The following is a 20857-nucleotide window of genomic DNA, read 5'->3' on the forward strand; positions in this document are numbered from 1 at the left end:
CTATATGGCGTGTCCTTCGTCAATTTTCACCCGGACCTTGGAAAAAAGTTGCGCCGCCTAAAGGCTGCAATGGCGGTAGCCGGACTTCCTCGCCCGCAGGTCGAAATGGAAGTGATCCTTGTGGAAACGGTCGCTGCCGGGACCGAGCACGGTGGAGAAATACTTGCAGCTATCGCCGCGCACCGCCTTGAGCAGCCCCTTCTCGCGGAAGGCGAAGAAGCCCTTCTTCTCGATGGAGATCGCCTTGCCGTTCTTCAGCACGATCTTGCCGACGTCGATGGCGTTGCCCTTGGCGTGCTCCGACATGGCGGCGCCCTTCTGCGAGTTCATCGTGCGGCAGGAATAGGAGGACATCTGGTGGATCGCCGAGACGCCGGAGAGGTAGCGCATGCGCGTCGAGGGCACGAGCTCGTTCTTCACCCAGCGCGCGAAGGCCTCGCTGATCTGGCAGTTGACCTGCGCGGCCGGCTTGATCTGGATGCCGCCGGAAAGGCCGGACAGCTCGATCGGCCAGTCGATGCCGCAGGAGCGCCCGCGGGAAACGCGCGGCACGTCGCGGAATGTTACGCCCAGCCGTTGCAGCCGCTGCCGGCAGGCCTTCTCCGAGGCGGGCATGCCGCCCATGGTCTCGGGCATCTGCATGGGGTTGGAAAGCCGCGGCAGGAAGGCGACCTGCTCGCCCTCCGCGGCCTCACGCCGGCGCGCCGCCTTGTCCGGCACGCGGAGATAGCCTTCGCTTTCCCCGCCGAGCTCCATGCCGGCCTCCGACATGGGAAGCGCCTCGGACTGGTTGACCGCGCGGGGATCGTCGGTGCCGATGCCGTCGACGACGACCTGCGTGGCATTGCCCTCGGCGATCTCGTTGGCCTGCGCTTCCGCAAGGCCCTCGACGCGGCCGACGCCGAGCCCGTCGTCCATGCTGACGCCGCCCTCCGGCACGGAGAGCGCGCCGGCGCTCGCCTGGACCGGCTCGGCCATGCCCATCGCCTCGTCGCTGTCGATCATCGGCAGGCGTTTCTTCTGCGTGGCGGCGGGCATCGCCTGCATGCTCTCGGAGGAATAATCGGGAAGGTCGCCGCCCGTATCGCCGATCTCCATGGCAACCGGGCGGGAGGGCCGGATCGCGCCGACGTCGGCGCCGTCGATATCGTCGGGCGGCGTCAGGCCGCCGGAACAGGCGGCGAGCATCGCCGGCAGGAGAAGCAGCCCGAGCGGCCTGCGCAGACGAGAAACGAACGCCATACCCATTGTCACTTCCGCCCGGCGCCCGCCCCGCCCGATGCGGGGCCCCGTTGCACCATTCCTGTCCGGTTCATCGTGCGGGCCGCCTTTGTCCGCATTCGGACGGAACGGCAGCGAAAACCGGGCGCAGGCGCGAACGCCTGCTTTTCCCGGATATTTTCCCGCAACAGGGTAAACGAAGCGTTCCCGCCCAACGAAAAACCCCGGCGCTTGCGGCGCCGGGGCTTCAGGACTGCGAAGGCGGGTGAGGTCAGGCCGCGCGGCGACGCGGATCCGACAGGCTTGCCCCGTCCAGCCGGAAATTGCCGAGCAGCGTCTTCAACTGCTCGCTTTCCTGCGTCAGCGTCTGGCCGGCCGCATTGGTCTCCTCGACCATCGCGGCGTTCTGCTGGGTCATCTGGTCCATCTGGTTGACGGCCGTGTTCACCTCGGCAAGGCCGACGGCCTGCTCGCGCGCAGACGTCGCGATCGAGTTCACCTGGTCGTTCACCTTGTTGACGAGCGCCTCGATCTCGTCGAGCGCATCGCCCGTCGAGCGGACGAGCGTCACGCCCGTGCTGACCTCGGCGGCCGAATTGCTGATGAGGCCCTTGATCTCCTTGGCGGCGTTGGCCGAGCGCTGGGCGAGCTCGCGCACTTCCTGCGCCACGACCGCAAAGCCGCGGCCGGCCTCGCCCGCGCGGGCAGCCTCGACGCCGGCGTTGAGCGCCAGGAGGTTCGTCTGGAAGGCGATCTCGTCGATGACGCCGATGATCTGGCCGATGCGGCTCGACGCGTCCTCGATGCGGCTCATCGCGGCGACGGCATCGCGCACGATGGTGCCGGAGCGGCCGGTCGACTGCTTCGTCTCGGCGACCATCCGGCTCGCCTCGGCGGCGCGGTCGGAGGCGTTGCGCACCGTCGCGGTGATCTCGTCGAGCGCCGCGGCGGTCTCCTCCAGCGAGGCGGCCTGCTGCTCGGTGCGGTGCGACAGGTTGTTGGCGGCCTCGGCAATGCCCGAGGCGCTGCCGTGCACGATGTCGGTCGAGCGGGAGATCGCCGAGATGACGCCGGCCAGCGCGTCGACCGCGCGGTTGAAGTCGTCGCGCAGCTTGGCATATTCCGGCGCGATCGTGTCGATGGAGGCGGTGAGGTCGCCGTTGGCGAGCCGTTCCAGCGCCTGGCCGACGGTCTGCATGGCATCCGTCTGGCTCTGGCTGACGGCGCGGTGGCGCCGCTCGCCTTCCGAGCGCTCGGCGTCGAGGCGGGCCTGCTGCTCGCCTTCGCGCTCACGCAGTTCGGCGCGCTCGGCCACCGACTGGCGCAGCACGGAAACGACCTTGGCCATTTCGCCGATCTCGTCCTTGCGGTCCGTCTCCGGCACCTCGCTCGACACGTCCTCCTCGGCGATCGCCTGCATGGAGGCCTTGAGGCGCCCGACCGGGCCGGTGACGCTCTTCACGATGCCCCAGGCGGCAAGGATGATCGCCAGCGCGCCGATCGCCAGGATCGACGCCGTCTCGATCGCGTTGCGGCGGAACATGGCGGCAAGGTCGTCCGCATAGACGCCCGTGCCGACGATCCAGCCCCAGGGCGCAAAGCCCGCGACATGCGAATATTTCAGCACCGGCTCCTCGAAGCCCGGCTTCGGCCAGTAGTAGTCGACGAAGGCCTGCCCGGTGGAGCTGCCCTTCACCGCCTTGACGAATTCGGTGAAGATGTGCTTGCCGGTCGGGTCGGCCATGCCGGACTGGTCGGTGCCGTCGAGCGCCGGCTTGATCGGATGCATCACGATCACGGCGTTCATGTCGTTGATCCAGAAGTAGCCGTTGTCCTCGTAGCGCAGCGCCCGCACGGCGTCCTTCGCCCGCGTCTGCGCCTCCTCGCGCGTCAGCGTGCCGGCCGCCTCGAGCTCCTGGTAATGCTTGAAGAGCGTGAGCATGTTCTCGTCCATCGCGGCGAGCTTCGACTTGCGCTCGGCGACCATCGCGCCCTGGTAGTGATAGAGCGTATAGACGAGCGCACCCGTGAAGATGGTCAATGCCAGTGCCACCAGCAATGACAGCCGTGTGGATATTCTCAGGTTCTTCATCATGCTCTCCTCGATCTTTCCGGGCGCAGTGCGTCTTGTGATCCAAGGTCGAGGAAATCCTTTAAAATCATCTAAAATTGCAGCTATCAGTTTTTAGAAGTTGAAAATACTCGCAAATACGCCGGTTCTTTCGCCGCCGCGGCCCTTTTTCGCCCGCCGCTCTTCCGCTAGACCTGGGGAAAAAGGAGAGGACGCGCATGACCGATACCGGAGCCCCCAACGGACAGCTCACCCTTCGCACGCTCGCCATGCCGGGCGACGCCAACGCCGCCGGCGACATCTTCGGCGGCTGGGTCATGGCGCAGATGGACCTTGCCTCGGGCATCCGCGCCGCCGAGCGCGCCCGCGGCCGCGTCGTCACCGCGGCGGTCAAGGAGATGGCTTTCGAGCTTCCGGTGAAGATCGGCGACACGCTCAGCATCTACACGGACATCGCCCGCGTCGGCCGCACCTCGATCACGCTTACCGTCGAGGCCTGGGCGCAGCGCTATCTCACCACCACGCTGGAAAAGGTGACCGCCGCCACCTTCGTCATGGTGGCGCTCGACCGGACGGGGCACCCGACCCCCGTTCCGGTCGAATAGGACGCCGGCTATCCCTTGAAGACGAAGGCCGCGCCGGCGGCGATCAGCATGAAGCCGACGGCATGGTTCCAGGTCAGGCTCTCCTTCAGCCAGAACACGGAAAAGCCCGCGAAGACGAGAAGCGTGATCACTTCCTGGATGGTCTTGAGCTGCGCGGCCGAATAGACCTCGTGGCCGATGCGGTTGGCCGGCACCGCCAGGCAATATTCGAAGAAGGCGATGCCCCAGCTTGCCAGCACCGCCACGAAGAGCGGCGCGGCCTTGAACTTGAGGTGCCCGTACCAGGCGAAGGTCATGAAGACATTGGAAAGGCAGAGCATGGCGATCGGCCAGACGGCCGCGGGGTTGAGGCTGAAGGGCATCGGCGAATCCTGAAAGTGGAGGAGAACGCCACGGCATAGCCGACCCGTCGGCGCCGTCAAGTCCGCCGCCTAGTGGATTCTGGCGATCCCCCGTTAAGACAATCTTATGCCGCCCGCCACACCATCGCCCGCAAGCCGCGACGGCGACCTTTCCGCAAGGCCGGGAACGAGAATGACGGATGCGACCCGGCTGATGCCGGCGGACGAACAGACACGACGACAGATTCGTTCGGCACAGGCCCTGTCCGTGCTGGACGGCATCGTGCTGTCGCTCGTCGCCAACAGCTTCCTGGCCGCCACCACCGCCGCCATTCTCTGGCTCGATACGCCGAATGCCGGCATCCTCTTCTGGCTGGTCGCCGTCGTCGCGGTCAATCTCGCGCGCTATGTCGGCGTGCGCATCATCCGGCGGATGGACTGCGCGATGGAACGCCCGCAGCGCGCGCTCGACGTCCTGTCGCTCGGCGCGCTGGCCGGCGGCCTCGTCTGGAGCCTCTCGCCCCTCCTCGGCTCGGCGCACGGCGCCAACGGCCTCAATCCCTATCTGATCTTCATCATCGGCGGCATCTGCGCGGGCGCGCTGATGCAGAGCACCGCCTATGCCCGCACGGCGCTGTTCTTCTCGGCCCCGCCGCTCGCCGCCGCCTTCATCTCGCTCCTCGTCTCCGGCACGACGGAAGCCTTCGTCATCGCCGCCGACGCCGTGCTGCTCGCCGTCATGATGCTGCGCGCCAGCCAGCTCAGCGAGGCGAGCTTCATCCGCAGCCAGATCGACCGGCTGAAGGCGGTGGCGCTCGCCTCCTCGCTTTCCGACGCCAATGCCGAGATCCGCCAGTCCTACGACAAGCTGGCGACGCTGGCGAACCGCGACCCGCTGACGGGCCTCGGCAACCGTGCGCTCTTCAACCAGCGCCTGCGCAGCCTGCTCGACACGGACCGCACCGACGCGGGCCCGCTCGCACTCCTTGCCATCGACCTCGACCGCTTCAAGGCCATCAACGACACGATGGGCCACGGCGCGGGCGATATCGTGCTAACCGAGATCGCCCGCCGCCTTGCCGACCTCACCGATCCGACGGACACCGTCGTGCGGCTCGGCGGCGACGAATTCGCCGTCATCGTGGAAGGCGGCGCGGCCGAGGCGCGCGGCCGGTGGATCGGCGAAGGCATCGTGCGCCTTGCCGGCGATCCCGTCTTCATCGGCGACCGGCCGGTCACCGTCGGCGCCAGCGCCGGCCTTGCCCTTTACCCCCAGCACGGCGAGACGGCCGACGACCTCTTCGCCAGCGCCGACATCGCGCTCTATGCGGCGAAGGAAGGCGGGCGGCGGCGGCTCGGCCTGTTCAATCCGGAGCTGAAGGCACGCATCGAGCGCCAGCGCCTCATCGAGGCGACCCTGACGGAAGCCATCGAGACGCGCGCCCTCCAGGTCTTCTTCCAGCCGCAGGTGGAGCTCGCCACCGGCCGCGTCACGGGTTTCGAGGCGCTGCTGCGCTGGACGCATCCGCAGCTCGGCGCCGTCAGCCCGCCGGACATCGTGCGTGCCGCCCATGCCCTGCATATCTCCACCGAGCTGACCGGCTATGTGGCGACCCGCGCTGCCGAGCTCCTGCGCAGCCTGCCCCGCCTCGGCCTTCCGCAGGCGGCCGTCGCCGTGAACGTCTCGCCGCGGGAGTTCTCCGGCGATACGCTTTCGCGTCTGCTGGTCGCCATCGCCGACAGGCACGGCGTCTCGCCCGGATTGATGGAGATCGAGATCACCGAGGAGGCGACGCTCGACACGCAGGCCGCCGGCGCCGAACTCGCCCGGCTGGGCGCGGCCGGCTTCCGCCTCGCCGTCGACGATTTCGGCATGGGCCATTCCTCCCTCGCCTATCTGGTGAGCCTGCGTATCGACCGGCTGAAGATCGACCGCAGCTTCGTCACCGGCATCGCCACGAGCCGCGAAAACCAGGCGCTGATCTCCGCCCTCATCGGCATCGGCCATGCGCTGTCCATCGACATCGTCGTGGAAGGCGTCGAGACGCGCGAGGAGGCGGAAATCCTGCGCATGCTCGGCTGTCGCCACGCGCAGGGCTATCACTTCGCCCGCCCCATGCCGGCCGCGGATATCCCGAAATGGCTCGAGCGGCACGCCCGCACCGTCAATCCGGCGTCCGACGGCGCCTGAAGCCTATCCCCATGCCTCCACGAGATAGCGCCGCGGGTCCTCCGCCGGCTCGCCCGCCCTGCGCCATTCCTCGAGAAGGGCCGCATAGTCCCGCGCCGCGCCGTGCAGGGCGAGGTCGTCGAGCCTGTCGGCCCGGAAGAGCAGGAACGGCGCCTGCCAGAGCAGGCCGCAGCGTCGGGCGGTCGCCTCCAGCGGGCGCAGCAGCTCGGCCATGGTGAACGCGTTGGCGCCGCCCGGCCCGTAGGCCTCGGGCACGTTGCCGGCCGTCGCGGCGACCAGCAGCGGCCTGCCCTCCAGCAGCCGGCCCTCGGTCTCGTAGGCGAGGTAGTACATGCGCGTCAGGACCGCGTTCTCCCACGCCTTCAGGACCGGCGGAGCCGAGTACCACTGGATCGGGAACTGGAACACGATCCGGTCGGCGGAAAGCAGCCGGGCGACCTCCCGGTCGATATCGATCCGCCCGTCCGGATAGAGCGCGTGGATATCCGCCACCTCGACGCCCGGCAGGCTGGCGGCGGCCGCCGCCAGCGCCGCGTTTGCGCGCGATCGGTTGGGGCCGGAATGGAAAAGAAGGATCAGCGTCTTGCTCATGGCATCGTCTCCTGTGTCGATGCGCACAGGATGCCCGGAGCGATAAAATCATTCCAATCGATGATCGATATATGCGATTATCGATTTCATGAATTTAAGATCGATCGACCTCAACCTCCTCGTCGTGCTGGATGCGCTGCTGGACGAGGCGCATGTCTCGCGCGCCGCCGCCCGGCTGAACCTCTCCCAGCCGGCGACGTCCAGCGCGCTCGACCGCTGCCGCCACCTCTTCGACGATCCCCTGCTGGAGCGCGGCAAGGGCGGCATGCGCCTGACGCCGAAGGCCGAAGCCCTGCGCGATCCGCTGAAGGTCCTGCTCGCCGGCATCGCCGCCGTCGTCGATGCGCCGGAGGAACCCCTTTCCGAAATCCGCCGGACCGTGCGCATCGTCACCGCCGATCACCCCGGCATCGTCATCGCCGGCCCGCTGCACAGGGCGCTCGCCCGCACCGCGCCCGGCATCGACCTGGTCATCCAGCCCTGGCACGGCGCTCCGGCCGCGCTCGAATCCCTCGCCCGCGGCGCCAGCGACATCGTGCTCTCCGTCTTTCCGACGATTGACGAGGCAGCGTTCCACCGCGAAACGCTGCTGGAGGAGCACTACGTCGTCGCCATGCGCAAGGGCCACCCCGCCGTAGAAGGCTTCTGCCTCGACCGCTGGCTCGCCTATCCGCATGTCCTCGTCTCGGGCCGGGGCGACACCCGCTCCGACCTCGACGACCGCCTCGCCGCCCTCGGCCGTGCGCGCCGCATCGGCATCGTCGTGCCGAGCTTCCTGATGGTGCCGCCGCTGCTGGAGGACGGCGACCTCATCGCCATGACGCCGAGCCATTGCCTGCCGCCCGATGCCGGCGACCGCTTCCACCTCCTCCCGCCGCCCATTCCCGTGCCGGGCTTTCCGCTGCACCTCGCCTGGCACCGCCGGCGTGACAGGGACCGCGCCGTGCAGCATGTGGCGGGGGAGCTGCGGGCGATATTCGTCGGCCTTTCCTAGGACTGGCCGGCCGCAAATTCGTTTCCCTTTTGTACTCCCTCCCCCTTCCCTTTCGCGGTGACTCTCTCCATATTCCCCGCATGGCCAGATCTCCGAAGAAATCCCCCGCCCCGAAGCCCGGTTTCGAGGAAGCCCCGCAATCGCCCTTCGAGGGCGAGCCGCTCTCGGGCAGCGTCTCCGACTGGGTGAAGCAGCTCGAAGCCGAGGCGGAAGCCGCAAGCGTCGAAAGCCGCCGCGAGGTCGCCTCCAAGGCGGGCAAGCACCGCAAGACGGTGGAGAACGCCGCGCGCCGCCACACCGAGCAGGTCACGGTCTCGAAAACCTCCCGCGGCGTCTCCATCGGCGGCTCGTCCGACCCGAAGACGCGCGCCGCCGCCGGCCTCAACCCGGTCTCCGGCCTCGACGTCTCGCTGGAAGACGCCGCCGCGCTGGAGAAGGGGTCCGGCGTCACCGCCACCGTGGAGGCCCTGTCGAAGCTGATCGAGAGCGGCAACCCGCTCTTCAAGGACGGCAAGCTCTGGACGCCGCACCGTCCCGCCCGGCCGGAGAAGTCCGAAGGCGGCATCCCGATCCGCATGATCAGCGACTACAAGCCGGCCGGCGACCAGCCGACCGCCATCCGCGACCTCGTCGAAGGCCTCAATTCCGGCGAGCGCAGCCAGGTCCTGCTCGGCGTCACCGGCTCGGGCAAGACCTTCACCATGGCCAAGGTGATCGAGGAGACGCAGCGCCCCGCCGTCATCCTCGCGCCGAACAAGACGCTGGCTGCACAGCTCTATTCCGAATTCAAGAACTTCTTCCCGGAGAACGCGGTCGAATATTTCGTCTCCTACTACGACTATTACCAGCCGGAGGCCTACGTCCCGCGCTCGGACACCTATATCGAGAAGGAATCCTCGATCAACGAGCAGATCGACCGCATGCGCCACTCCGCGACGCGCTCGCTGCTGGAGCGCGACGACTGCATCATCGTCGCCTCGGTCTCCTGCATCTACGGTATCGGCTCGGTCGAGACCTACACGGCCATGACCTTCCAGATGGAGGTGGGCGACCGGCTCGATCAGCGCCAGCTCCTCGCCGACCTCGTGGCGCAGCAGTACAAGCGCCGCGAAATGGATTTCCAGCGCGGCTCTTTTCGCGTGCGCGGCGACACGATCGAGATCTTCCCCGCCCACCTTGAGGATGCCGCCTGGCGCATCTCCATGTTCGGCGACGAGATCGACGCCATCACCGAATTCGACCCGCTGACCGGCCAGAAGACCGGCGACCTGAAATCGGTAAAAATCTACGCCAACAGCCACTACGTCACCCCGCGCCCCACCCTCAACGGCGCCATCAAGGGCATCCGCGAGGAGCTGAAGCACCGCCTCGCCGAGCTGGAGAAGGCCGGCCGCCTGCTGGAGGCGCAGCGCCTCGAGCAGCGCACGCGCTACGACCTGGAGATGCTGGAGGCCACTGGCTCCTGCGCCGGCATCGAGAACTATTCGCGCTACCTCACCGGCCGCCGCCCCGGCGAGCCGCCGCCGACCCTTTTCGAATACGTGCCGGACAACGCACTGATCTTCATCGACGAAAGCCACGTCACCATCCCGCAGATCGGCGCCATGTACCGGGGCGACTTCCGCCGCAAGGCGACGCTCGCCGAATACGGCTTCCGCCTGCCCTCCTGCATGGACAACCGCCCGCTGCGCTTCGAGGAATGGGACGCCATGCGCCCGGACACGGTCGCCGTCTCGGCGACGCCCGGCGGCTGGGAGCTCGAACAGTCCGGCGGCGTCTTCGCCGAGCAGGTCATCCGCCCGACCGGCCTCATCGACCCGCCGGTCGAGGTGCGCCCGGCGAAAAGCCAGGTGGACGACGTGCTGGGCGAGATCCGCGAGACCGCGCAGGCCGGCTACCGCACCCTCGTCACCGTGCTCACCAAGCGCATGGCCGAGGACCTCACCGAATACCTGCACGAGCAGGGCGTGCGCGTGCGCTACATGCACTCGGACATCGACACGCTGGAGCGCATCGAGATCATCCGCGACCTGCGCCTCGGCGCCTTCGACGTGCTGGTCGGCATCAACCTCTTGCGCGAGGGCCTCGACATTCCCGAATGCGGCTTCGTCGCCATCCTCGACGCCGACAAGGAAGGTTTTTTGCGCTCGGAAACCTCGCTCGTCCAGACCATCGGCCGCGCGGCGCGAAACGTCGACGGCAAGGTCATCCTCTATGCCGACCAGATCACCGGCTCCATGCAGCGCGCCATGGACGAGACGACCCGCCGCCGCGAAAAGCAGGTCGCCTACAACGAGGCGCACGGCATCACCCCGGAATCGGTGAAGGCGAAGATTTCCGACATCCTCGACTCGGTCTACGAGCGCGACCACGTCCGCGCCGACATTTCCGGCGTCTCCGGCAAGGGCTTTGCCGACGCCGGCCACCTCGTCGGCAACAACCTCAAGGCCCATCTCGAAGCGCTCGAAAAGCAGATGCGCGACGCCGCCGCCGACCTCGACTTCGAGGCCGCCGCCCGTATCCGCGACGAGATCAAGCGCCTCAAGGCCGCCGAGCTCGCCGTCATGGACGACCCGATGGCACGGGACGAAGCAAGATCGCAGGAAGGTGGAGGAAAGAGCAAAAGCCCGGCGAAGCCGCAAGGCCAAGCGGTCGCCGCCGATCGTCCGGCGCCCCGTGCGGAGGCCAGCCCGAAGGGCGGTACGGCCGTGAGCACAGAAGAGAATGGCAAAAGCTATTTTGCCAAACCCTCGCTCGACGACATGGGCCCGGGCACCGACACCGAACACCCGCTCTTCCGCAAGCCCGACCTCGACGACATGGGCCGCGACATCGCCACCCCGGCCGGCAAATCCCTCTTCCGCCGAAACACCCTCGACGAAATGACCGTCGGCCGCACCGAAAAACCCGTCACCGGCGCCCTGCCCACCCGCCCGGACGAAACCCTCTCCACCAAGAAACGCACTGCCCCGGCCACCGAAGGCCAGCCGGAGCGCGCGAGCGGGGCGGACGATGCCAAGCCGGTTCGTCGGGGGAAGATTGGCGCGGGGAGCTACGAGGACCCGGCGGAGGCGAAACGCAAGGGGCGAACCAAGGGGAAAACGGGGCGGCCGGGGCGATAGAACAATCCTGCATTGCAGGAATAGTATTTTTCAGCTAAAATCGGCCTAAAGTGGAGGGGCGTTACTTGTTCGAGGATTTTCTACAACAACCATCTCATTTACTCCTCAAGAAAGCGATTAGCGAAAGTATCGCTCCATTAACGATTATTATTGGATCTGGCTTGAGTAAACCTGCCGGATTACCCGATTGGAAGGAATTGAGAAATTCAATTCAGCTTCAAATTAATAATTTATATACAACGAAAACGTCGGCGGATAAATCATTTGTGGATCCTCGTTTTAAAAGAGCATCCAACACATCAAATTATTGGGAATTCTTTCAACTCGCAAAGGACATTTTAGGAACAGCAACCTTTAACGGAATAATAAGAAACACGCTAAGCGTCGATGAAGAACAAGTTCCGTCAGGTTATCAAAAGCTTTTTGAGTTATCCCCAAGAGGAGTTATTACATTAAACCTTGACTCAATTACCGGGCAAGCCTTTTCTCAAAGCAATCATAGATCGATTGTTCCTGTATATGGATTTGAGATCGCCAGGAAATGGCAAATAATTACAGATGAGAAACCATATCTCGTTTACATGCACGGCCACCTACACGATCATGAGACGTGGGTTCTGACGCAGTCGGAACTGGATAGACTTCTTTCCACCGACGGCCACCGCTTGTTCCTGTCCCAGATATACATGAACCATACGGTTCTTTTTGTTGGATTAAGTGCTGATGACATCGCGATATCATCCGCCTTGCTTAAACTCAAAAGCGCAGGCTTCGCTCCTCCAAGACTTTTCTGGCTCACAACAAGGATAGACTCAATATCGGAAGAATGGTCGAAAGATAATTTCGTTCAAAAAATCCTATATAAAGCATCGAACGACGCAGAACATGAAGCATTTCTAAATTCCTTTGTCGATGACATCAGAAAATTCTACTCAAAAGAACAGCAGCGCTTACCGCCACAAATCACAACGCAAAAGATATTCAATGAATCTCAAAATGAGATCAAAGATCCTCGAAAAATAGCAAACTTGGAGAGCGAAGAAGTTAGGAGAACGCTATCCGACTTGATTGCCAAGGAATTGCATGGCCTGTCTGGAGACTCGTTGTATGATGCCTTCGACGAATTTTGTCGGAAATATAAATATCCTATACAAACGAAATCGTTCTACAAAGACAGCGTCCCTCCAGATAATGTATTTTTTGGATACAAGGTCATATTTCCGGAACTCGGGTCAGGAAATTTTGGTGAAGCATTTCAAGCAACAGATGAAGAAAACAATGCCGTATGCATAAAGATAATGCACAGTAATATTGTCAACAACCGCGAGATGATTGGAGGATTTCGGCGCGGCGTTCGTTCAATGAAAATATTGACGGCCTATGGCATAAGCGGTGTTGCGAGAATAATTGAAGCTTTCGAAATTCCACCAACAATTGTTATGGATATCATACCCGGTAATAGCCTACAGGAGTTATTTTCTTCATCTAAAGATATGAGCTGGAAGACAAAGATCGAAATTATAAATGATATTTCGTTGATTGTAGATCGATGCCACAAGCTTCCTGAGATGATACTGCATAGAGATATCAAACCGTCAAATATTATGATTGAAAATTTTGACTTCACCACCTTCGAATATGAAAAGATTTTTGTTTTGGATTTCGATATGTCTTGGCATAAGAATTCCAGTGAAAAAGACATTGTTTTTGAGTCCCGCGATGACTTTGGATATCTTGCACCTGAGCAAACGGATCCAGCAAGGCGAGTATCGACCCGCTCAACGAAGGTGGATAGCTACGGACTCGCTATGACGGCCTTCGCTTTGATCGGGGGCATTCACCCAATGGCGGGTTGGAGTATGAGCGCCGACTGGGAGACGCGGGTTCGTAGCACAATCAAGACGGGCTTCAAGGCGAATTGGAGTTGCCTCCACCATAGGGTCGCCCGCGCTATAATTGATGCGAGCAGGGTTACTCAGGAAGACAGGCTGGACTTTTCGAGCTTTTCCCGTCGCCTAGAGAAAGCGGTGTACGCCCTTCAGGAGCCATCTTCACCGCAGCCTATCGATTTAATAGCGGAAGAGATATTATCCCAAATAAGCGATGGTAGGGGATATCAATGGGATGATGTATCCGACAAGGGATATCTCAAGATTCCCGGAGGAACAAAAATAGAAATCGATGTAGACAGCGATCAAACGCACATAAACATTGGCGTTCGGTACACGGATGAAGGATCGAATCAATATAGATCAAGAAAAGCGCTCCTTGGCGAAACCAAGGAAATGATGGATAAATTCGCGAAGAAGTATGCATCAAAGACAAGGCGAATCAATATCACGCATGGCGTGTTGGACTACGTGATTGCGATAAAACCCGAGAATACAACTGGATACATTAAAGAATTACACGAAGAAATAAAGGAACCAATCGATAAACTCATAAGAATCCAATAGATTCCCTAGTGAATAGGTTCTTACTCATTCAGAAATAGGCAAGGATCTTGCCCCGTCCAAACCGCTAACGAGGCCAGGTGCCTACTCCGCCGCCTCGCCCTTCACCGGCTCCAGCGCCGCGGCCAGTTCGTAGGAATAGCCTTCCAGCATGGCGTAGGCCTGCTCGATGGCCTGGATCTGGCCTTCGGCGTTGCGGATCGCCTCGGTGATGGATTGCGAGCGGGCGCGCAGCATGGAGCCGAGGAAATCCGTGCCGGCCTTGCGGCCGAGGCGGTCGATGTGCTGGCGCACGCGGTTGCGGTGGCGTTCGAGCTCCAGGATGTGGAAGCGGCTCTTGACGATGTCGTCGGAGAGCTTGCGGCGCATGGCGGCGAGCGGGTCGAAGCTGCCGGGCTCGCGCTCATCGAGGATGACGTCGTTGACGAGCGGCTCGAGCAGCATCAGGCCCTTGAGGTCGCGCGGGTCGGCGAGCTGCGGGTCGAAGCCGGTATCGTCGAAGACCTTGCGGCGCACGGGATCGCGCAGCAGGTCGTAGCAGGCCTGCAGGCGGGCGAACTGGTCGGCGTCGCCGCCCGAATCGGGATGCATGCCCTTGGCGGCCTTGCGATAGGCGGTCTTCACCGCGCTGTCGTCGGCATCGCGCTCTAGTCCGAGCATGGCGTAGGGATCGATCACGCGGCCACCTGTCTTGTCTTCCTGCATTGCGTCGTCGGTTCTAGCAAACTCTCGGACCCCGAGGGGACGAAATTGTGGTCGCGCCGGGGCGATGCACAGAAAGCGCTATTCCGCCGCCGCGGCCTCGGCCCGTGCGGCGAGCACCGCCGCGAAGGCCGCCTCGATCACTTCGGGCCCGGCCCCCGGCTTCGTCGCATCGCTCGACAGGATCTGCCGGTAGCGCCGCGCGCCCGGAAAACCCTGGAAGAGCCCGATCATGTGCCGCGTCACATGCGCCACCCGCCCGCCCCTGGCGACGACGTCCGCCGCATAGGCGATCATCGCGTCGCGCACCACCTCCCAGCGATCGAACGGAAGGTCCCGCGGGTCGGTGGCGGCGCCGGAGGGCTTTCCTTCGGGGGAAAGCGGATGGGGGAAAAGCGCGTCCACGCCCGTCAGGATGCCGCTATCCTGGTAGGCGGCCCGCCCGAGCATGACGCCGTCGAGGCCGTCCATCTCGCGGACGGCATCGCTCAATGTGTGAAGCCCGCCGTTGAGGCCGATGAAAAGAGCGGGGTTCTCCGCCTTCAGCCGGCGCACGAGGCCGTAGTCGAGCGGCGGGATGTCCCGGTTCTCCTTCGGCGAAAGGCCCTGCAGCCAGGCTTTGCGCGCGTGGACCCAGACGGCATCCGTGCCGGCGGCCGAAACGCGGGAGACGAGGTCACGCAGCGCCACCTCCGGGTCCTGGTCGTCGACGCCGATGCGGCATTTCACGGTGACGGGGATGGCGACCGCCGCCTTCATCGCCGCCACGCAATCGGCGACGAGCTGCGGCTCGCGCATCAGGCAGGCGCCGAAGGTGCCAGATTGCACCCGGTCCGAGGGACAGCCGACATTGAGGTTGATCTCGGCATAGCCGAAGCCCTCGCCGATCCGCGCCGCCTCGGCGAGCTTTTGCGGATCGTTGCCGCCGAGCTGGAGCGCCACGGGCCGTTCCACCGCATCGAAACCGAGCAGCCGGTCGCGGTTGCCGCGCAGGATCGCGTCGGCGACGATCATCTCGGTGAAGAGCAGCGCGTTCTTCGTGAGCTGGCGCGCGAAGACGCGGTAGTGCCGGTCGGACCAGTCGATCATCGGCGCGGTGGCGAATACAAGGGTGCCTGATTTTACGGCTTTTTCGTAGAAATTCAAAATCTTAGCGGCCTGAGATTGTTTCCGGTTTTGTCAGCGTTTTTCCGCGTGTTGCACCACTTTTCACTGTCAGGTACAACAATGTCGTACCGATCAGAGGAATGTTGTACCGACATGGGCACGATAAACGCACGGAAACGCAAAGACGGTTCACTTGGTTATACCGCGCAGATCATACGGAAGAAAGACGGGAAGACCGTTTTGCGGGAAGCAAAGACCTTCGATCGGAGACGCGAGGCTGAGGCTTGGATCCGATTTCGCGAGGGCGAGCTCGACAAACCCGGCGCCCTCGATCGCCTTGCTCTCCCCTCGTTCACGCTAGCGCAAGCGATCGACCGGTATGTGCAGGAGAAGAAGGACATCGGGCGGACGAAGGCACAATGTTTGCGATCCGTGAAGCAGTACAACATCGCTGCGATGGAGTGCTCGACGATCAAGGCCAGCGACATCTCCGCGTTCGCGCGGGAGCTTCTCGACGGCGGCAGGCAGCCACAAACAGTCGGCAACTATATCTCTCATGTCTCGGCCGTCTTTAAGGACGCGAAGACGCTATGGGACATACCGCTGGACTATCAGGCGATGCAGGCGGCGAAGTCTGCGCTGGCGCGACAAGAGACGATTTCCAAGTCGGCAAAGCGCGATAGGCGGCCCACCCTTGCCGAGTTGGATGCTCTCATGAGCTTCTTCGTCGAAAGGCAGTCGAGAGCGCACAACTCTGCGCCGATGCACAAGATCATCGCCTTTGCACTGTTCTCGACACGCCGCCAAGAGGAGATAACGAGAATCAAGTGGGTCGATCTGGACGAGGCACATAGCCGCGTACTGGTCCGCGACATGAAACACCCAGGACAAAAGAAGGGGAATGACGTTTGGGTGGAGCTACCTCCGGAAGCACTCCGCATCGCCCTGTCCATGCGGCGGGAGAAGGATCGAATTTTCCCGTACGGCACCGACGCAATCTCGGGCGGCTTCACTCGAGCGTGCCAGTTCCTTGACATCAAGGATCTGCATTTCCACGACCTGAGACACGAGGGCGTATCGCGCCTGTTTGAGATGGGGCGCACGATCCCCCTCGCCGCCAGCGTCTCCGGCCATCGTTCATGGAATTCCCTGCAGCGCTACACGCACCTCCGCCAGACGGGCGACAAGTATGACAACTGGCCGTGGCTGGATGTGGCATGTGAAAAAAAATGAACGATCCAATTAAGTATTGACGGTTTTCGACAGCAAGAGGTTAATGGAGGGTTGTGCTGAAAAAATCAGCCAAAACACTATCTACTTAAATATCGACAACCGAACGGAGGGAGAATGACACAACTCATGACGACGGCGACTGCCGCAGAATATATTAGCAAATCGGCATCATGGCTCAACAAGACGCGGATGACGGGCTCCGGTCCAGTCTACCTGAAGATTGGCGGAGCCGTACGCTACACGAAAGATGAACTCGACATTTGGCTTTCCGGCACGCGACGTACAGCCGTCTATGACTTCGCCAATGACAACAATCGGGCCGCAGCGAGGGCGGCGTCGTGAGCGTCGAGTGGGTAACGCCGAAGGCGTACATCAACATGGCGCGGCAGGTCATGGGCGGGATCGATTTAGACCCCGCGTCATCCGACTTCGCGCAAATCAACGTCCAAGCGGAACGCTACTATACACCGGATGATGACGGACTTGGCAATCCGCGGTTCGGCCGCGTCTGGCTCTCCCCGCCGAACGGCCGCGGCAGTTTCGCCGCGTTTACCGATAGACTCGTGGAGGAATACCTCTCCGGGCGGGTCTTGGAGGCGATAGCCCTAGTCCCCAACAATACGGATACTGCATGGTATCATAGGCTGTTTAGGGTTCCGAATATGCGAGTATGTCTCAAGACAGGGCGCATCCGTTTCGAGACCCGCGACCGCAAGCCCGGCACACCTGCTCAGGGGCAATCATTCTTCTATCTTGGGCCAAACGTAGACCGCTTCAAGGAAGTGTTTTCGCCAATCGGGAATGTCTGGGGTGCCGCCTAACCGGCCCTAGCCGCCTAACCAACGCAATTTTGCACCCAATGATTTCAACCATCTGCCGGCCGCGTGCCGGCGGGCAGCGCATCCGTGCGCAATCTAGGAGGAAGAATGCAGATATTGGATATCCGCCCCGCCCCGCCTGGGAGCGGGAACACCCTTTGCCGTTTCGACGTCCAGCTAGACGGCATGCGTCTGCACAATGTTTCGCTAAAGCGGACCGGCTCCGGCCTCCGCGTGTTTGCGCCGTCGGCGTTCGGCTGCGCGGCCGTCACCTTCACCCCTGAAATCGCAGCCGAGATGATCGCGCTCGTACACGGAGAGATCACCGCCCATGACCGCAATCGCGCAGCCTGATCCCGTATACCTCGATCCGCATGCAGTCGCCAAGGCGATCGGCGGTAAGGTCATCGCCGGAACCAACCGGGTGGTCGCTCATGCGCCAGGGCATAAAAAGGGCTCGCCCGAGATTTCCATCACCGTCGACCCCTCCGCGCCTCGCGGTCTTCTCGTGAATTGTTTCAGCGGCGAAGATCCGGTGGCCATGAAGGACTGGGTCCTCGAGCGCTGCGGCGAGCCAGCCTTCACGCCCGGTCAGAAAGCCGAGGCGCATGCTGCCCACACTGGTCTCCTGAAATCGAAGGAGGCCCAGAAGGCATTCTATGACGGCCATCTGACACGCCGAGGCTTCAGGCTGGCCGTGGAATACGATTACGTGGATCTGGACGGCGAAGTGCTATTCCAGGTGCTGCGCTATGAGCACGCCACCGAATCCAAGACCTTCCTTCAGCGCCAGCCGGACGGGAAAGGCGGCTGGCTCGGCAGCCGTCCAGATCCAATCATCTATAGGTGGCCGGAGATCGCTGCGCGGCCCGGCGAGCCGGTATATGTCGTCGAAGGTGAGAAAGACGTCGACACGCTCATCAACGCTGGCCTCCTCGCCACGACGGCGCCAAACGGCTCGTGGCCGTCGGACCTATCGCCGCTGAAAGGTCGCACTATCTTCGTTATCCCGGACAACGACAGGACCGGCACGGATAAAGCGGATAAGGCCATCGGCCTCCTGCAGGGTATCGCCAAAGTGAAGCGCGTCGAGCTTCCGGGCCTTCCCGATAAGGGCGACGTCACCGACTGGCTGGAGGCCGGCAACACCATCGACCAACTGCAGGCGCTTGCGAAGGCCGCGATGCCCGCACCGGCTAACGACAACCGTCCTGCCGGTCCCGAGCTCATCCACAGCGGCGACTTCGTCAGGGGGTTCGTGCCGCCGGATTACGCGGTCGACGGCATCATGCAGTCGGGCTTCCTGTATTCGCTCACCGGCCAGACCGGGTCCGGCAAGACGGCGGTGGCGCTGCTGCTCGCCCTCTGCACCGCGCTCGGATCGCCGTTTGCGGGGCGTGAGACCAAGGGCGGCAGGGTATTTTACTTCGCCGGCGAGAACCCCGACGACGTCACCATGAGGTGGATTGGCCTCCTTCACGAACACGCTCTCGATGCGGACGAACTCGACGTGCACTTCATCCGCGGTGTGTTCTCCGTGTCCGAGTTCCTCGGCCATATCGCCGAGCGAGACCACGTCGCCAATCGTGGGGCGCTGTTGGTGCCGCGAGGCTCGCGTCTCGCGGACTGGGACCGGCGCGATCGCTTCTATGTCGCGAGGTAGACCAAATGATTGACGAACCACTCTTCGGCGCGGCCGATGTCGCCAATGTCCTCGACGAGAAAGAAACGACCGTCCGTCGCTGGCATCACTCAGGGTTTTCGCGGTGCTTCGGGCGGAAGTCTGACTACGCAGTTCGGTACTCGGCTCGAGATATCGCCGGTTTCGCGGTTGCCCGCGACCTCGTTAAACTTAAGTTTCCCCCGCCGCTAGCTGCGCGCGTCGGCGCGGTCGTGATGCGGCAAGAACCGGCGCCCGACGCCGTTCTCGCCGGGACGCCTGATCAAATCGCGGCAATTGGTCCTGATCCTGGCTCTGGCGTCATGGCGGACCGATGCAACTGGCGCGCCCCGTCGGCAACCACAACGGCGATCACCATTCCAGTGGGCCGTATCTGGAGGGACGTGATCGATAAAGCGGCCCGCATTGGAGCGGCACGTTGACGTTGGGCGATAAAGACGCAACGGCTGAATCGAAAGCTCACACATTCGTACGGCGGAAGTGCTGCCCAGGAGGCGAGTTCGAGTTCATCGAGCCCGCCACCGTAGAGCGGTCGATGGGTTTCCAGTTCCACGCAGAGACCGCGCCAGTCATCGGCACCATAGAAGAACCCCAGCCGGACGAGCGGGTCTGCTGGCACGAAGCGTGTCACGCCGTGATCGGCCACGGCTTCGGGGCAGTGCTTGCATCCGTCACGGTGCGCTCACCCGCGCATGTGGAGTTCGTCTCCTCTGGAAGCCTCCAGCCCGTAGAGTCGGTCGCCATGTCTTACGCTGGCCCAGTCGGAGAAATGGCGCTTACCCGCTGCTGGTCGACCTTTGGCCAGGCCGACGAGGCCGACTTCTTGGCTCGGGTCGAGGCTTTCCAGTTCGGCGGCTGCGACGGGTGCCGAATGGCTCTTGCGGCGTGGGCAGCCGTCGGTCTTCCCGCCGGTATCGATGCTGCACGCGGTGTGTTTCGCGAGGGGCAGTTACTCGTTCTCCGCATCGCGCAAGAACGCCGCGTCCGGCAAGCGATCCAGATGCTCGCCCAAGAGCTTATGGAGCGACACACCGTGAGCGGCAAGCGCGCCGCGTCGATCATCGAACCTTTCGTCCGTCACGGCGAGTTTTCATAAAGGAAACCAGATGTTTGAAAAAATCCGCAAGCTTATGAAAAGCGAGAGCGCCGAAGATATTCGCGCGGCAATTTCGGAACTGGATCCGGCACCGCTCCTGGCTGACCTTGAGCGCGCTCGTGCTCAGCGCACTGAAGCGCTCCTGGGCGGCACGGACGAGAAAGTGGCCATAGCCGAGAAAGAACTGGCCGCGGCGCGAATTGCGGTCGAGCGCGCGGACGTCGCGCGTAACGAGCTGGAACGCAAACTCAGCGCGGCCGAGGCGGCCGAGTTCGATCGAGAATTCCTGGCCAAACGAGCTTCCGCGGACGCGTCTGCAGAGGCCGTGCTGGAGACGGTTCGAAAACGCGTGGTGCCGGCCGCCAAGGTGATTGCGGAGGCGCTGAATCAGATGGAGGAATCTGACCGGCTGCTCTCCGAGGTGCAGGTCGCCTTGCACGCGAATTTGACGCTCGACAATGCGGCAGGACGAAGCGCGCCGCTTGTCCCTGCGGCCCGTCGCATTGCTTCCGCTGATCTATTGCCTAGCTGGGCCGCCGCGATGTTCGAGCGGCATTCCCGGCTGGTATAGCGGCCGCCATTTCCGTTCCCACACCGCGAAAACGTTGGATTTCCAGGGCTTTCAGCCGAT

19 protein-coding genes are annotated in these 20857 nt (G+C 62.9%); 13 read left to right on the top strand and 6 right to left on the bottom strand.

Going from position 1 to position 20857, the window contains the following annotated elements:
• Positions 1-57 precede the first annotated feature (57 nt).
• Positions 58-1242: an extensin-like domain-containing protein gene (locus HNQ66_RS00255; RefSeq protein ID WP_184140427.1), complete on the bottom strand. Its 1185-nt coding sequence runs from the start codon at positions 1240-1242 to the stop codon at positions 58-60.
• A gap of 250 nt (positions 1243-1492) precedes the next feature.
• Positions 1493-3313, bottom strand: a complete 1821-nt coding sequence (locus HNQ66_RS00260) for a methyl-accepting chemotaxis protein (RefSeq protein ID WP_184139671.1) — start codon at positions 3311-3313, stop codon at positions 1493-1495.
• 197 nt (positions 3314-3510) lie between these two features.
• On the opposite strand from HNQ66_RS00260, the gene HNQ66_RS00265 reads away from it, so the two are divergent.
• Positions 3511-3897, top strand: coding sequence for an acyl-CoA thioesterase (locus HNQ66_RS00265; RefSeq protein WP_184139673.1), 387 nt, complete (start codon positions 3511-3513; stop codon positions 3895-3897).
• A gap of 8 nt (positions 3898-3905) precedes the next feature.
• Here HNQ66_RS00265 and HNQ66_RS00270 read toward each other — a convergent pair whose 3' ends face one another.
• Positions 3906-4259 (bottom strand): DMT family protein, encoded by a 354-nt coding sequence (locus tag HNQ66_RS00270; RefSeq protein WP_184139675.1) that lies wholly within the window; start codon positions 4257-4259, stop codon positions 3906-3908.
• A 172-nt stretch (positions 4260-4431) separates the two neighbouring features.
• On the opposite strand from HNQ66_RS00270, the gene HNQ66_RS00275 reads away from it, so the two are divergent.
• Positions 4432-6429, top strand: a complete 1998-nt coding sequence (locus HNQ66_RS00275) for a putative bifunctional diguanylate cyclase/phosphodiesterase (protein WP_184139677.1) — start codon at positions 4432-4434, stop codon at positions 6427-6429.
• Positions 6430-6432: 3 nt separating this feature from the next.
• On the opposite strand, the gene HNQ66_RS00280 is transcribed toward HNQ66_RS00275, so the two are convergent.
• Complete coding sequence (locus HNQ66_RS00280; protein ID WP_184139679.1) at positions 6433-7020, bottom strand: NAD(P)H-dependent oxidoreductase; 588 nt, start codon at positions 7018-7020, stop codon at positions 6433-6435.
• 88 nt (positions 7021-7108) lie between these two features.
• Here HNQ66_RS00280 and HNQ66_RS00285 point away from each other — a divergent pair, with 88 nt between their 5' ends.
• From HNQ66_RS00285 to HNQ66_RS00295, 3 genes are all read left to right on the top strand, one after another.
• Positions 7109-8014: a LysR family transcriptional regulator gene (locus tag HNQ66_RS00285; protein WP_184139681.1), complete on the top strand. Its 906-nt coding sequence runs from the start codon at positions 7109-7111 to the stop codon at positions 8012-8014.
• A gap of 80 nt (positions 8015-8094) precedes the next feature.
• Entirely contained in the window at positions 8095-11136 is a 3042-nt protein-coding gene (uvrB, locus tag HNQ66_RS00290; RefSeq protein ID WP_184139683.1) for an excinuclease ABC subunit UvrB, read from the top strand.
• Positions 11137-11201: 65 nt separating this feature from the next.
• Positions 11202-13592 carry a protein kinase domain-containing protein gene (locus tag HNQ66_RS00295; protein ID WP_184139685.1) on the top strand — a complete coding sequence of 797 codons (2391 nt, stop codon included), beginning with the start codon at positions 11202-11204 and terminating at the stop codon, positions 13590-13592.
• An 81-nt stretch (positions 13593-13673) separates the two neighbouring features.
• Here the strand turns inward: HNQ66_RS00295 and HNQ66_RS00300 are convergent, their stop codons facing one another.
• Positions 13674-14294 (bottom strand): J domain-containing protein, encoded by a 621-nt coding sequence (locus tag HNQ66_RS00300; protein ID WP_184139687.1) that lies wholly within the window; start codon positions 14292-14294, stop codon positions 13674-13676.
• 78 nt (positions 14295-14372) lie between these two features.
• Positions 14373-15380, bottom strand: coding sequence for a tRNA dihydrouridine(20/20a) synthase DusA (gene dusA, locus HNQ66_RS00305; RefSeq protein WP_184140429.1), 1008 nt, complete (start codon positions 15378-15380; stop codon positions 14373-14375).
• 171 nt (positions 15381-15551) lie between these two features.
• On the opposite strand from dusA, the gene HNQ66_RS00310 reads away from it, so the two are divergent.
• From HNQ66_RS00310 to HNQ66_RS00345, 8 genes are all read left to right on the top strand, one after another.
• Positions 15552-16631 carry a tyrosine-type recombinase/integrase gene (locus HNQ66_RS00310; protein ID WP_184139689.1) on the top strand — a complete coding sequence of 360 codons (1080 nt, stop codon included), beginning with the start codon at positions 15552-15554 and terminating at the stop codon, positions 16629-16631.
• 114 nt (positions 16632-16745) lie between these two features.
• Entirely contained in the window at positions 16746-16973 is a 228-nt protein-coding gene (locus tag HNQ66_RS00315) for a helix-turn-helix transcriptional regulator (protein WP_184139691.1), read from the top strand.
• Positions 16970-17452 carry a DNA N-6-adenine-methyltransferase gene (locus tag HNQ66_RS00320; RefSeq protein ID WP_184139693.1) on the top strand — a complete coding sequence of 161 codons (483 nt, stop codon included), beginning with the start codon at positions 16970-16972 and terminating at the stop codon, positions 17450-17452. The genes HNQ66_RS00315 and HNQ66_RS00320 overlap by 4 nt, the downstream gene beginning before the upstream one ends.
• Positions 17453-17557: 105 nt before the next feature.
• Positions 17558-17803 carry a hypothetical protein gene (locus HNQ66_RS00325; RefSeq protein ID WP_184139695.1) on the top strand — a complete coding sequence of 82 codons (246 nt, stop codon included), beginning with the start codon at positions 17558-17560 and terminating at the stop codon, positions 17801-17803.
• Positions 17781-19112: an AAA family ATPase gene (locus HNQ66_RS00330; protein ID WP_184139697.1), complete on the top strand. Its 1332-nt coding sequence runs from the start codon at positions 17781-17783 to the stop codon at positions 19110-19112. The genes HNQ66_RS00325 and HNQ66_RS00330 overlap by 23 nt, the downstream gene beginning before the upstream one ends.
• 5 nt (positions 19113-19117) lie before the next feature.
• Complete coding sequence (locus HNQ66_RS00335; protein WP_184139699.1) at positions 19118-19552, top strand: hypothetical protein; 435 nt, start codon at positions 19118-19120, stop codon at positions 19550-19552.
• A 113-nt stretch (positions 19553-19665) separates the two neighbouring features.
• Complete coding sequence (locus HNQ66_RS00340) at positions 19666-20226, top strand: hypothetical protein (RefSeq protein WP_184139701.1); 561 nt, start codon at positions 19666-19668, stop codon at positions 20224-20226.
• Positions 20227-20236: 10 nt separating this feature from the next.
• Positions 20237-20797 (top strand): hypothetical protein, encoded by a 561-nt coding sequence (locus HNQ66_RS00345; RefSeq protein WP_184139703.1) that lies wholly within the window; start codon positions 20237-20239, stop codon positions 20795-20797.
• Positions 20798-20857 lie beyond the last annotated feature (60 nt).

Source organism: Shinella fusca (assembly GCF_014203155.1).
Classification (GTDB): Bacteria; Pseudomonadota; Alphaproteobacteria; order Rhizobiales; family Rhizobiaceae; genus Shinella; species Shinella fusca.